This is a genomic window from Virgibacillus sp. Bac332 (assembly GCF_003667785.1).
GTDB classification, from domain to species: Bacteria; Bacillota; Bacilli; order Bacillales; family Amphibacillaceae; genus Virgibacillus; species Virgibacillus salarius.
Genome location: NZ_CP033046.1, coordinates 2,562,972 through 2,576,551 on the forward strand (window position 1 = coordinate 2,562,972; position 13,580 = coordinate 2,576,551).

Consider the following 13,580-nt stretch of genomic DNA (forward strand, 5'->3'; position numbering starts at 1 on the left):
AAGCTTGTAGAACCACTAAGGATTCCACAAGCTTATTTCATAATGTTTATGCGTTTGCCGTAATGTTTTGATCGTTTAAATCAGGGTCAAACGGATTGGTTGTACTGACGCCGTTATTCGTACAGATGAAGTCACCTGTATTAAGTGAGCCAGAACCAGCGTTAGTTTTTGCAGTATCCTTTGGAGATAAATAAAAGGAATCACCAAAGTTAACCACACCTCCGCCAACACTAATTATTTTTACTGGTCCAACAATAGCGGGCATGCTAACACCTTCTATCATAGTATTCTTAAAACAGTCTATGAGATGGAACAAGGATTGGTGTCTTATTTAATCTTGGAGCTTTCGGAAATGCTTTAATCGTGCATCTGCAGCTATATTTTCCACGCTCCCGATTTGCATTAAGGAGGAACTACTAACTCCAATTAAAGAAACATGGTGGACATTAATAGAACAGTCGTGATGAAAAGTAGATTTATTTACGGTTTTCCCATCTTTCAGCCAGTTTGCTTTTCTGGTGAAAATCGGATAATCCTCAAAGTATTCCTCATCTGCTTTTGTGAAGTAATCTCCCTCTTTTTGTACCGCAATCCCTTTGGAATTTAAATTGGCATTGAATGTGTCTCCAATTGAAACAACGCCACTAAAGGAAACAGAATTGGTAAACATATCGGATACATGAGCGATTCGTTTTTGCACGAGTTATTCTCTCCTTATGGGGCTAATGGTACAATATTTCCAAAAGTAAAGGCCTCTGGTGGTGTATCAAAAAAAGATGAAAGACATATCTCATCGTTGTCCCCAATCAAAAAAACGGATGAGGCAGATACGTTATCTACATTAACATTTTCAACATTTAGTCCCCAGTTATGGACTTCCATGTTCATGATGATTCTCCTTTATTCTTTTTGGTATGCATAAAATGAGCTAGCGATTTTTGAATTTCACTTTTAATGTTATCTGATATATAAGCATGCAATTCCTCTCTTGATTTAAGGTTACCATTTTGTGTTGCCTCATTTTCATGAAAGGCAATCCGTCCAGGCAACTGTTTTTCTATATCTTGTATAAGAACGGAGGGATATCCATCGTTTAAATTTACACTGTGCTCTCTTGCGAGCTGACGAATAATAGAGGGACCGGTTTCATGGAGATAATTTCCTAATTCTGATTGTAAGGTTTGTTTAAGTGGTGGCTGATAATTTGGTATGTCAGGCTGGTTTGGGAAACCCGTATCTTCAAGGTTTGCTAAGTCCTGTGGGGATAAACCGATATGAAGCGTACCGTCTAAATGCTCAATCTTCAGTTGGTCGAAGTGATATTCCACCTTTTCAATCTTATTAGATTTAGCAGCTTGCAAACTATCCTCCAATTGGTTTACTCTCGACATTAATGTTTGGATTAGATTCTCCTGCTGCTTCATATGTTCATGTAAATCATAAATATATTTTGACCAATCATTATTGTTCATGAAAATAAACCCCCCTTGCACAGTGTAGACGAATGCCTATGCTTAGTTTATGCATTACCTACAAAAATGTGCGAATTAAGGGGCTAAAGGTACAAGAGGAGTAGTCTCACTAATTGCTTCTGCCTCCTCAACAGCTTCTGTAAATCCGCCTGTATTGTATATATCGGATTGGGCTTGTAGACTGCCAGTGCTTCCAATTTGCAATACAGAAGAATTGGTAATAGCACCGACTTTTATCATATAAATACTAATGGATTGATGGACAGTGATATTCATCTTTATTCCTCCGAGATTATAGGTTGATCAAAATTGTCGGGATCAAAAACATAGGTTTTAGAATTCCCCAAGTTTACACGAATACCTCTTCCAGTATTGAAAGACCCTCCACCAGCATAGGTTTTGGCAGTACTGTCTGGGGATATGGAATACACATCGCCAATATTAAAAATACTGGAGGAAGATATATTAATTACTTTGACTGCTCCGACTTTTGCTGGCATTTGGACTCCTCCTTTACTGTTAGCTTATGAAAATCTTCTATTTTGTTGAGGATCTTTAGCAGGATTGTTTTGTTTTTTATCGAATAATATGAGGTACGAAGCAGAAAGGGAGTATATGATGGATATAAAGGCAACACCGACTCGTGAAAAAGATCGGTTGGTTTGGATTGATGCAGCTAGAGGCTTCGCTATTTTTGGTATATTTATTGTGAATATTGGCGCCTTCAGTGCACCTTATTTTTTGTATGGAGGAGAAGGGGTAGCGTGGCCATCTAGTTTGGATCATACGGTTCAAGGTATTATCGACATATTTTTTCAAGCAAGCTTCTATTCATTATTTTCAATTTTGTTTGGCTTTGGCATTCAGTTAATGAAGGAAGGGCTATTTGTAAAAGGAATTGCCTTTTATCCGATTCTAATTCGCAGGCTCATGGTTTTAATTGGATTTGGAATAATTCATGCGTTTTTAATATGGCATGGTGATATTTTATTGTCGTATGGAATAATTGGGTTGTTTTTACTTTTATTCTTGGATGTGAAAGATCGGACGCTACTTGGCTGGGGAGTTACTCTGTTAGTTGGAAGTGTTAGTATGTTAACACTATTTTTGTATAATGCGAGGCATTTTCTTAATGAATATGACGATGTAATGATAAATCAAGCGCTTGAAAATTATCAAAGTACCACTATTCAAGCCATTTGGTATCAAAACTTTCAAGATTGGATGTATGGTAATGGAGGAATTGTTTTTTTCATAATGATTGCAACCATTTTACCTTTATTTCTATTTGGAATGTACATTGCACGGAAACGCTGGCTACATAAACCGAAGCAATATCATTCTATTATTAAAAGGCTTTGGTTTAGTTCCTTGATTCTCTTCATTCTCTTAAAGCTAGCTCCCTATTTGTTTGGGAATCCGACATGGTTTTCGATGATTCAAGATAATATAGGTGGCTCATTTTCAGCACTATTTTATTTAACATCGATTACACTGTTAGCTCAAACCAAGGTGGGCGCTGCAATACTCCAACCATTAGTTTATGTAGGCAGAATGGCATTAACCAATTATATTACACAATCTGTCATATGTTTTGTCTTATTTTATGGGGTTGGATTGGGTCTATATGGAGCTATATCACCATTAATTGGAGTACTTATGGTTATTGTCATTTATTTCTTACAGATCATATATAGTAAATGGTGGTTTATTCATTTTCGGTTTGGTCCATTAGAATGGATATGGCGTAGCTTGACCTATAATCAGAAACAGTATCTTCGTAGGAAAAATCAAGGGTGAATGGGGGAGAAGTGATGCGAGTTCCAAAAGATAACTTTCCAACACTTGAAACAGAGCGAATGCGATTACGAAGGGTTACCATCGATGATGCTGCGGATATGTTTGCTTATTGCTCCGATAAAGAAGTAGCTAAATATGTGAATTGGGATGCCCATCAATCGATGGCCGATACCCATATATTTCTTAATCTAATATTAAATCAGTACAAAGGAAATAATTATGTCTTCTGGGGAATTCAAGATAAACAAACACATCATTTAATAGGAACGATTAATTTTGTATCATGGAAGAAAAAACATCGTACGGCAGAAATAGCGTATATCATTTCTAGAGACTATTGGGGAAGAGGAATGATGACAGAAGCTGCAATGAGAGTGATAGCATATGGATTTACAGAGATGAATTTAGTACGTATCCAAGCAAGATGTTTTCGAGAAAATCTTGCGTCTGAAAGAGTAATGGAAAAGGTAGGAATGACCTTTGAAGGAATAATGAGAATGGCCATGCAAGTAAACGGAATACATTATGATTTAAAATTATATTCCATTTTAAATCATGAATTTGATGCAGGTTAATGATAAACTACAGAAAGTTAGGGCAGTCAGCAAACTTTCTACGTTTTCCATTTTCATGACTCAAGAAGACATCTCCATAACTATCATGGATTTGACTGAAACTACTTTCTATCTGTACGAATTGTGAGAAACGTAATTTATTTCATCTGTGGCTGTGAATTACTGCTGCAGTCTGCAATAAAGCTATTAAAAAGGCTGTTCACAAGTCTAGCTTGACTTATGGGACAGCCTTTCTGTATACATTATAAAAATTCGTACTTAACCGTTAAACACTTCACGGATATGACTAATAGCCCAATCGAGATCTGTTTTATCAATAATAAGTGGAGGAGCAAAGCGTATTACATTGTCATGAGTTTCTTTACATAGTAATCCCTTTTCTTTTAACGCTTCACAATACGGGCGAGCGGCCTCTGTTAACTCCATACCAATAAATAGACCTTTACCACGTACTTCTTTTATTTTGGGATTATCAATTGTATTGAGTTCAGCCATCATATAGCTCCCAAGCTCTAACGAGCGTTCTGCCAAATTTTCTTCCTCTAGTACTTCTAAAGATGCTGTGGAAACTGCACAAGCTAGTGGATTTCCACCAAAGGTTGAACCGTGTGATCCAGGGTTAAATACACCCAAGATATCTTTATTAGCGACGACACAGGAGATTGGAAATACGCCTCCTCCTAAGGCTTTTCCGAGAATTAGAACATCTGGAGTTACATCTTCCCAATCACAAGCGAACATTTTTCCACTACGTGCAAGTCCGGCTTGTATTTCATCAGCGATATACAAAACCTTATTTTCCTTACATATAGCATAAGCTTCCTTTAAGAATCCTTCTGGAGGCATTACAATTCCAGCTTCACCTTGAATCGGTTCAAATAAAAAGCCCGCTGTGTTCTCTGTAATAGCATTTTTTAATGCATCAATGTCACCATAAGGAATGATTTTAATTCCTGGCAGCATTGGTCCAAATCCACGTTTGTATTCAGCTTCTGAAGAAAGGGATACAGCAGTCATTGTTCTTCCATGAAAATTTCCTTCACAAGCAATGATTTCTGCTTTATCTTCTGCAACACCTTTTACATCATAAGCCCATCTTCTAGCTGCTTTGATCGCTGTTTCAACAGCTTCAGCCCCTGTATTCATTGGCAGGGCCATTTCTTTATTAGTTAGTTTACATATTTTTTCGTACCAAGGTCCAAGCTGATCATTGTGGAAAGCTCTTGAGGTTAATGTTACAGCATCAGCTTGTTTTTTTAAGGCTTCAATAATTTTGGGGTGACGATGTCCTTGGTTTACTGCTGAATAAGCACTCAGCATGTCCATATAGCGGTTTCCTTCTGGATCTTCTACCCAAACTCCTTCAGCCTTTGCAATAACAACAGGTAGAGGATGATAGTTTTTCGCACCATATTCCTGTGTCTGATCAATTATTTCCTGACTCGTTTGTACCATATGATCCCTCCGAATTTTAAAAATAATCTACAAAAATAGTATAACAGTTTTTCTTGCTGAATAGATACAGAAAATTTGTCATGATTTTTTTATATGATTTATTAAAGTGATCATGGTATGATAGCGATAGTCATTGAATTTGGACAGGAGGTTGTTTAGAGATGACACATATGCATATTACTGCATGGGCGCTTGGTTTTATTTTATTTGCTCTAGCTTACATGATGTTAAAACAAGGTAAGGAAAAGCCTGCAAAAATTACACAAATGATTTTGCGATTAGACTATTTGTTTATACTTTATACCGGTGGAGATTTAATTGCGTATTATTTTAATGGCAGTCCATTACTACCTGAAGCAATCATTAAGGGACTTGCTGGAGTTTGGATTATTGCTGTGATGGAAATGATGCTTGTGAAGTTAAGAAAGCAGAAGCCACTTAAAGGTTTGTGGATCCAATTTGTGATTGCCGTTATTATTGTACTTGCATTGGGATTCTTTAGACTCCCTATGTCTGTATAAGTATAGAAAGATTGTCCTTATGTTTGGGGCAATCTTTTTTTATAGCCTAGGAAATTACAAAATTTGAGCCTATGGATAAATATACGTATTAAGTCACGTCCAGCTCCAACGCCCAGAAACGATGCGTCTTCACGAATCGCCCTAATCTAAGTCATCATCGGCTCGCAAGCTCACCGTGATTCCTTTATCTCCGTTGACTCGCTTCAGTCGTTACGTTTCTAATCGGGCTCTTGCGCTTTTGTTCTGTTTTGACAACGTGTTGGTTATCATAGCTCGACAACAGGTTATTATGCTATCATTATAGCTGACTATGGAGGCAAGGGTTAAAAATTTGAATGATTTCTTACAATGTAAGGATTAATATTGACTATTCCGATAAAAGCTCAATAATAGAACAAGAGTACTTTTACTAGATGGAGGAATTATATGAAACGTATCCTAAGTATTTTTTTTGCTATCCTTGCTATTCTTGTAGCGATGCCAAATGATATACAAGCAGAAAGTGCAAATATAAACGAAGAGATTTTATACAGTATCACCGTGGATCGCTATAATAATCTGGACCATGAACGAGATAAACAAGTCCGTTTAGATGATCCAATGGCATATCATGGAGGAGACCTAAAGGGGATTATAGACAAACTCGATTTCTTTGAAGAATTAGGCTATACAACACTGGTGCTATCACCCATTATGGCGAATGCACCGGACGGATATCATGGTTACTGGATTGAGGATTTTTATTCTGTTGAGGAACAATTTGGTACGATGGATGATCTACATACACTAATTAAAGAGGCACATAAACGAAACATAAAAGTAGTTATGGAGCTTGTTACCAATTATATTGCAGATAGTCATCCCATTGCACAGGATACAGCAAAGAAGGATTGGGTAATCGAGAATAAAAAGCCACAAACCAATTGGTCTAAAAATACAGTAAAACTTAATCAGAACAACCCAGAAGTGCAAGCTTACTTATTGAATGTGGCTAATTATTGGATGGATGAAACCGATATTGATGGTTATAAGCTACATGCGGCTGATCAAGCATCTTCAGAATTCCTGAATACACTTTCTAAGAATATTAAAGCAAAGGACGATGATTTCTATATCCTAGCAGATATTCTCGACCCTGAAACAGATATAACACATTTAAAAGAAAATAAATTATTGGATGCTATCGAAAATTACTCGTTATATAATAGAATGACAGAGGTATTCGCCGAAGCAGGAAAGCCGGTTTCTGACATATATGGAGCTTGGCAACAAACTGATCAAGCGTCTATGATATTTGTAGATAATAAATCAACGGAGCGGTTCACGCAGACTTTAGCAGAGAACGGAAGAAACGCTCTTACGACATGGTCACTAGCATTAACTTATATGTATACGATTCCTGGTGTACCAGTATTGTATCAAGGATCCGAATTGCCAATGTATGGGTCAGGCTTAGCTGAAGCACAGCAAATGGTGAAATTTAATAGCGGTGATCCAGACTTGACTGAATTTCATAACCGTATCTCATCGTTACGTAATAAATTTCCTGTTCTAACGCATGGCGATTTCGAAATGGTTGGCTCTGATGGAGCAATGAGTGTATTTAAACGGAGCTATCAAGATGAGACGATGTATATTGCAATAAATAATGATGAACACTCTAGGGCGGTTTCAATAAGTGATTTAGAGTCAGGAAAACAGCTACGTGGATATCTTGGTGATAATACTGTTCGGGAAAATGATAAGGGAGAATACAAAATTGGTTTAGCCAGAGAGACAGCAGAAGTGTTCGCTGTAGAAAATGATACAGGCTATAATTGGTTATTTATTGGGTTTATTATTGGCGTATTTTTATTATTTATTATCGCTGTAATTATCCTCAGTCGTAAACAAAAACAAAGGAAAAGTAAATAACTAGTGAGATTTGTTTTGTGGTTATTCGTAAAAGCTTGTAGGGTGATTTTTCTCTACAAGCTTTTTAATTATCTAGGAAATTATAAAATATGCCCACATGGATAAATATGGAGTGTTGAGTCATGTTCAGCCCCAGCGCCCAGAAACGAGACGACTTCACGAATCACCCAATAAGTTATCAACGACTCGCAAGCACACATAGATTCCTTTATATCGATTGACTTGCTCCAGTCGCTACATTTCTAATCGGGCGCTTGCGCTTTTGTTCTAAGTTAAGAAAGTATAAAATCAGTGCAATGACTGTGTTAAGCCAAGTAGTTATTTTGAAATGTTTAATGTATATTGGCAATGCTCCGACTAATTGCTTCGCTTTCCGCGGGCACGGCCTCAACTAACTTTGCAAAGAAGAACACGTTGCAAAGTGGATTTTCGGCTCGCGCTAATCCCGCAGGAGTCTACGTAATTAGTCTCCGCTATGAGAAGGTACAACAATTCTTGTCATAAGTAATAGGTTGACTTTTTTTACAATGGGTAAAGCGAAAATCGTTATCCGTGAGTATAAAAGCAGCTGTGTTACTTCATGCTAGCGTTGTAGAGCCTGATAATAGCGAAGGCCGGCCACTTCAACTCCTGTGGGAAATGTTTGACCTGAAGATCCACTTTTTTGAGCGGGTTTTGCTAAAAAAGTTAGCTGAAGGACAAACCCCACGGAAAGGGAAGTGGGCAGCCGGAGTGGTGGTCAAGCAAGCAGTAGCTATTATTCCATAATAGCTACTAGAGGAAGCGTAAATCTGAGCATTTAGTGATAAGGAATGAGCAAATTTTGCTCAGTTTTTTTTATGTGTGTCAATAAGCCCATTACTTTAGGTGGTTTTTTTCTTACAATCTCTTAATCTTCAGTTTAGTTTGAATTAACAGAGCATCGTTATAATAGAATTAAATACAGAACAAAGAGAGGGAGATTTAATGAAGCGTATTGTTTCAATTTTGCTAATGACATTTATTGTCATGTCCATGTTTACCACAGCTACATTTGCATCAAACAGTGAAATTAGTAAGAGAAATAAAGTTGTCAATGTAGCACATAGGGGTGCATCAGGACATGCTCCAGAGAATACGATGGCAGCTTTTCATGAGGCGTTTAAAATGAAAGCAGATTACATTGAGATTGATGTTCAAATGTCAAAAGATGGAGAATTAGTACTTATTCATGACACCACACTAGACCGTACTACAAATGGAACGGGTTATGTTGGAGATCATACGTTAGAGGAATTAAAACAACTAGATGCAGGAAGTTGGTTCAGTGATGAATTTGCCGGCGAGAAGATTCCAACCTTCGAAGAAGTATTAGATGCTTTTCGCGGAAAAATTGGTATCTTAGTTGAGTTAAAATCACCAGAATTATATCCTGGTATCGAGGAGAAGGTAGCTAATGCATTAAAGGAACGAAATATGGATAAGCCAAGAAATAATAAGATTATTATTCAATCTTTCAATCATGATTCTGTGTTAACCACCAAATCTTTATTACCACGTATACCTGTAGGAGTACTGGCTGGGATGAGCTGGAAGGATGTTACGGATCAAGAGCTTGAGGAATTTGCTTCTTATGCTGACTATTTCAACCCAAATATGAATATTTTAGACGCTGAATTAGTAGACAGAATTCATGACATAGGTTTGGATATTTGGCCATATACGGTCAGAGAAAAGGAACAGGCAGATCGACTGTTAAAGCTAGGCGTGGATGGAATTATTACTGATTTTCCTGAATATGTATATGACCATCCTGGAAGACATAAATAAGGAACAAAAGCGTGTCCGATTAGAAACGTAGCGACTGGAGCGAGTCAACGGAGATAAAGGAATCACGGTGAGCTTACGATCCGATCCTGACTTATCGTAGGCGATTCATGAAGTCGCCTCGTTTCTGGACGCGGCTTAACACGCCCTTATTTATCCACATGGGATAATTTTATAATTTTCTTGATTTGCTGACTATGAAAAAAGGGGCTGAATAAGTTTAAAAAGACTTGAGGGCCCCTTTTTTATTTTAAGACTAAAATTCAGAAAACCAATTTAGCCGTTAACAATCGTTCCACCATTTACATGGATCATTTGTCCACTGACATAGCTTGAATCCTTACAAGCTAAATATACGTAAGCAGGGGCTAATTCCTCTGGTTGACCAGGTCTTTTCATTGGAGTATCCCCTCCAAAGGAATCAACTTTTTCTTTTGTGAATGTAGAAGGAATTAACGGTGTCCAAATTGGACCAGGTGCTACAGCATTTACACGAATTCCTTTGTCAGCTAATTCCTCTGATAGTGATCGAGTAAAGGATGTGATCGCTCCTTTTGTTGCAGAATAATCAATTAAATCTTTGCTACCTTGATATGCTGTTATGGATGAAGTATTGATGATCGCACTTCCTTTTTTTAGGTTAGGAAGTACTGCTTTGGTTAAATAAAACATACTGAAAATATTAGTACGAAATGTTTTCTCTAATTGGTTACTTGTAATATCCAATATACTTGACTGTGGATGCTGCTCAGCTGCGTTATTTACCAAGACATCGATTTTCTTAAACTTTTCGAGTGTTTCTGCTACAGCTGCTTCACAAAAGGCTTGATTACCTACATCACCATCGATGAGGATACATTTTTTTCCTACCTGCTCGACTAAGCGCTTTGTTTCATTAGCGTCAGAATGTTCATTAAGATATATAATCGCGATATCTGCACCTTCTCGCGCAAAGTGAATGCTTACTGCTCGTCCAATCCCACTATCTCCTCCAGTTATTAAAGCAACCTTACCATATAATTTATTGCTACCATGATAGTCTGCACGGATGTATGCTGGTTCAGGCTTCATCTTTGCTTCTATTCCTGGTTGTTTATTCTGCTGCTGTGCTGGGGGTGTCAGCTGTCCATTCTCTTTTTCCATTTTCATATTTATACCTCCTGTTAAGCTGCTTTCTTTACTCTAATGGAAAGTGTTAGTTTCATTTTCCCCGAATCGTACTTTTTCAATCATATAATTGCTAAGGCGTTATAATGTTCAACAAAACGGGACAATAAAAAAATACTCAGCATATGAATCTTTTTCTGAGTATTTTTTAAGTGAAAATAGTGGATACAGATTTCATGTAGAGAGTAAATCAAATTCCTTCTTTAATAAAATGATGTAGGAAAGGGCTTCTTTGGTGTGTTGTACATATATTCATGTGCAGAGCTGGCACCTTGAATTTTAAGAAAGGAATAAATTTCTCGATACATGACAATATCTATTTCACCGGTAACATATTTCTTTTGATAATAATCTAGAATATCATTCATAGAATTAGGAGACTGATTACGCTCATGTTGATACATCTGGATTAATTGATCGATGTACATGCTATCCCCTCCCTTTGTAAGTTTTGTACAACCTAATACTACATGATTATGATCGGAGGGCAGTTTTCATGCATGTAATTTTCGTTTTATCCTATAACGTGACTTACTTTAATTCTGTATCTGTTGGTACATTTGGTTGATCTGGCAAGTTTAAGGTGTGAATGACTTTATCGCTATTCATATCATATACCTTCATTTGATTATAGGAAAAGGTATATAGAACGTTATCGATAGATGCCATTCTTCTCGTTTCTGACTCCCATTCTGGATGGTCATTTTCCTGTTTCTGGTGTGTAATGGATTCCTTTATTTGAATGCCATTTTCAGACGAAATATTAAGTAATAAAGCCCCTTCAAATAAAAATTGCGGTTTTTCATATGTTATATCTGCTTCTTGGACAGTCTTTGTCTCAAAGAGAGTAACTGGAAAGCCAAATAGATTTTTGTCCGGATGTTGATACAGTGCTTTATGATTATGGTTTAATTCGGTAAAGGAACCTTTTTCACCGATCACCTTACTAAACGTTTCTTTTGGTTTAGTAGGGTTACTAACATCAAAGATAGATATCTTAATTCCGCCGGTTTGTACAAGTGGTTCTGCATGATTCGTATTATTATCAACCTCGGTGTGCATTCCAAATCCTATCACATGCTGTTTATCCAATGGGTGTAAATAATTACTAAATCCAGGGATTTTTAATTCGCCCAAAACGTTTGGATTTTTGGGGTCTTTTAAGTCAATCACGAATAAAGGATCGATTTGTTTAAATGTAACCATATAAGCGACATTATCCATAAAACGAACACTATAGATTCGTTCGTCTTTTGCCAATCCTTCAATGGATCCTAGTCTATTTAATTCTAGATCAAATGTATATAAATTATTTGTAGTGTTTTCGTTTTCATCTATTCTATCGTTCGTAGTGGCTACACGAAAGTTATCCTTTCGTTCATCCATAGCAAATTGATTAATTAAGGTACCTGGCACCGTTGTCGAAGCTTGAAATTCTATATTGCCATTGTCTACAGCAAATTGCATGATTTCCGTTTTTACAGGCATTGGTGCAATCATTGTTGCTGTCTCTTCACTTCTTGAAGTATTATTTTGTTGGTACTTAGCAACAGCAATATACATATGCCGTTTGGACATATAGATGTCATGTGAAGCACCTAAATAGGATTGTATCTTTGCTGTTTCATTTATATTGTTGAGATCGATGGAGGTAAAGAGCAAGAAGTTCTTTTCCTCACTTTCTGGAAAGAAATACATATCATCATAGTTAATAGGCTTTCCATCTTTTCCATCTTTTGCATCTGCAGCAGTATCCTTTATAAATGGACGGATTTCTGGATTAGAATCAGCTTCTTCTAAGATTCTAAAATCAGGTTGCTCATTAGCAATAAGATATAGTTGGTTATCTGTTTTCCGTGAAGCTGAATAATTTCCTTCCAATGTTACTTCCCGAATCCGCTCGGGATTTTCCTTGTTGGAGATATCATAAATAAACACTGTAGTTTGACTGTGATGTGGCATTATATCTCTTGTTAGAGAACTGTTTTGTTGCTTTGTTGAATGATTATCCCCTTTACGTATCGGTTTATAACTATGGCCTATACTAATAAGATAATTATCATGTAAATATAGTTCCAACGGTTGAAAATTTTTCTCTGTAATTGTACTAATTACATTGCTTTCATTACTTCCCGCCGTAACTATGAGCAAATCATTTTCGCGTGAGAAGTAAAGATATTCTCCATCACTTTTTAGCTGGTCTCCCTCGTCGATACCTGCTACTTGAACATTTGTATTTGAAGTAGGAGTTGCAGCGGGCTTATCAGCTGCTAATTCGTTTGTCGATTCAGCCGTATTCGCAGATTCCTCTTTAATTGTCATCGTGGATCGTTCTTTAAGGATTGTTATTAATTGCTGTGCATCTTTGATTTTTGGAATATCGTTAACGACTGTAAACGTATGTGTGAGAGCATCCGAGAGGTAGTCTCCCTTTGCTGTTTTTACGCGATTAGATATGTTAATTTGGTAGGTGTGATCTTGTTGATAGCCATTTTCTGCATTAATTTTCAAAATGGTGTTTGATTCTTCCCAGTCAAAGGAAATAGATAAGGGCTCATTGTTTTCATTACGAATGGTAACACTTTCTTGTGTAATTGAATTTGGATCCATTTCTTTATTAAAATGAATGGTCCAAATTTTAGCTGCGGTAGCATAACTTGTGGCATTTGGTATATTTGCGGTTACCTTATTTGTTGTAAGCGAATAAAAAATTCCTACGCTGCATAGTAGAATTACTAAAAATAGCAATCCAGTTATTTGCTTATTCATTATCGAACCTCCTTTTATTTTGTTGGTGAAAAATTATTAATATTTACTTGAATACATCTATTTGAAGCGTGAATGCTTACTTATCTAGTTAGACGGACAAA

The 13,580-nt window shown here is 36.7% G+C and carries 16 protein-coding genes; 6 read left to right on the plus strand and 10 right to left on the minus strand.

Features of this window, described 5'->3' with window-relative positions; genetic code table 11:
* Positions 1-46 precede the first annotated feature (46 nt).
* The 6 genes from D9782_RS12095 to D9782_RS12120 all read right to left on the minus strand — a co-directional run bounded on the left by D9782_RS12095 (position 47) and on the right by D9782_RS12120 (position 1,972).
* Entirely contained in the window at positions 47-265 is a 219-nt protein-coding gene (locus D9782_RS12095) for a spore germination protein (RefSeq protein ID WP_026680614.1), read from the minus strand.
* A 66-nt stretch (positions 266-331) separates the two neighbouring features.
* Positions 332-700, minus strand: coding sequence for a spore germination protein GerPE (locus D9782_RS12100; RefSeq protein WP_026680615.1), 369 nt, complete (start codon positions 698-700; stop codon positions 332-334).
* 14 nt (positions 701-714) lie between these two features.
* The gene (locus D9782_RS12105; RefSeq protein WP_026680616.1) at positions 715-888 is read right to left on the minus strand and encodes a hypothetical protein; all 174 of its coding nucleotides are present in this window, start codon (positions 886-888) and stop codon (positions 715-717) included.
* Entirely contained in the window at positions 885-1,472 is a 588-nt protein-coding gene (gerPC, locus tag D9782_RS12110; protein ID WP_026680617.1) for a spore germination protein GerPC, read from the minus strand. Before gerPC ends, D9782_RS12105 begins: the two co-directional genes overlap by 4 nt.
* A gap of 75 nt (positions 1,473-1,547) precedes the next feature.
* On the minus strand, positions 1,548-1,748 hold the full coding sequence (locus D9782_RS12115) for a spore germination protein GerPB (RefSeq protein WP_026680618.1): 201 nt from the start codon (positions 1,746-1,748) through the stop codon (positions 1,548-1,550).
* A 2-nt stretch (positions 1,749-1,750) separates the two neighbouring features.
* A complete protein-coding gene (locus D9782_RS12120; protein ID WP_026680619.1) occupies positions 1,751-1,972 on the minus strand; it encodes a spore germination protein in 222 nt (73 codons plus the stop codon).
* Positions 1,973-2,060: 88 nt separating this feature from the next.
* On the opposite strand from D9782_RS12120, the gene D9782_RS12125 reads away from it, so the two are divergent.
* Together D9782_RS12125 and D9782_RS12130 are read left to right on the plus strand one after the other, a co-directional pair.
* Complete coding sequence (locus D9782_RS12125) at positions 2,061-3,272, plus strand: DUF418 domain-containing protein (protein ID WP_240455731.1); 1,212 nt, start codon at positions 2,061-2,063, stop codon at positions 3,270-3,272.
* Positions 3,273-3,286: 14 nt separating this feature from the next.
* Positions 3,287-3,847 carry a GNAT family N-acetyltransferase gene (locus D9782_RS12130; RefSeq protein ID WP_026680621.1) on the plus strand — a complete coding sequence of 187 codons (561 nt, stop codon included), beginning with the start codon at positions 3,287-3,289 and terminating at the stop codon, positions 3,845-3,847.
* A 258-nt stretch (positions 3,848-4,105) separates the two neighbouring features.
* Here D9782_RS12130 and D9782_RS12135 read toward each other — a convergent pair whose 3' ends face one another.
* A complete protein-coding gene (locus D9782_RS12135; RefSeq protein WP_026680622.1) occupies positions 4,106-5,302 on the minus strand; it encodes an ornithine--oxo-acid transaminase in 1,197 nt (398 codons plus the stop codon).
* 161 nt (positions 5,303-5,463) lie between these two features.
* On the opposite strand from D9782_RS12135, the gene D9782_RS12140 reads away from it, so the two are divergent.
* The 4 genes from D9782_RS12140 (at position 5,464) to D9782_RS12155 (ending at position 9,546) form a co-directional block, all read left to right on the plus strand.
* Positions 5,464-5,823: a YisL family protein gene (locus D9782_RS12140; protein ID WP_026680623.1), complete on the plus strand. Its 360-nt coding sequence runs from the start codon at positions 5,464-5,466 to the stop codon at positions 5,821-5,823.
* A gap of 426 nt (positions 5,824-6,249) precedes the next feature.
* Positions 6,250-7,737: an alpha-amylase family glycosyl hydrolase gene (locus tag D9782_RS12145; protein WP_121604873.1), complete on the plus strand. Its 1,488-nt coding sequence runs from the start codon at positions 6,250-6,252 to the stop codon at positions 7,735-7,737.
* Positions 7,738-8,289: 552 nt separating this feature from the next.
* Positions 8,290-8,505, plus strand: coding sequence for a hypothetical protein (locus D9782_RS12150; protein WP_121603973.1), 216 nt, complete (start codon positions 8,290-8,292; stop codon positions 8,503-8,505).
* A 198-nt stretch (positions 8,506-8,703) separates the two neighbouring features.
* Positions 8,704-9,546 carry a glycerophosphodiester phosphodiesterase gene (locus D9782_RS12155; protein ID WP_026680625.1) on the plus strand — a complete coding sequence of 281 codons (843 nt, stop codon included), beginning with the start codon at positions 8,704-8,706 and terminating at the stop codon, positions 9,544-9,546.
* Between the two features lie 273 nt (positions 9,547-9,819).
* Here D9782_RS12155 and D9782_RS12160 read toward each other — a convergent pair whose 3' ends face one another.
* The 3 genes from D9782_RS12160 to D9782_RS12170 form a co-directional block, all read right to left on the minus strand.
* Positions 9,820-10,692: an SDR family oxidoreductase gene (locus D9782_RS12160; protein ID WP_026680626.1), complete on the minus strand. Its 873-nt coding sequence runs from the start codon at positions 10,690-10,692 to the stop codon at positions 9,820-9,822.
* Between the two features lie 221 nt (positions 10,693-10,913).
* A complete protein-coding gene (yppF, locus tag D9782_RS12165) occupies positions 10,914-11,138 on the minus strand; it encodes a YppF family protein (RefSeq protein ID WP_051388293.1) in 225 nt (74 codons plus the stop codon).
* Between the two features lie 103 nt (positions 11,139-11,241).
* Positions 11,242-13,479 carry a beta-propeller domain-containing protein gene (locus D9782_RS12170; RefSeq protein WP_121604874.1) on the minus strand — a complete coding sequence of 746 codons (2,238 nt, stop codon included), beginning with the start codon at positions 13,477-13,479 and terminating at the stop codon, positions 11,242-11,244.
* Between the last annotated feature and the right edge of the window lie 101 nt (positions 13,480-13,580).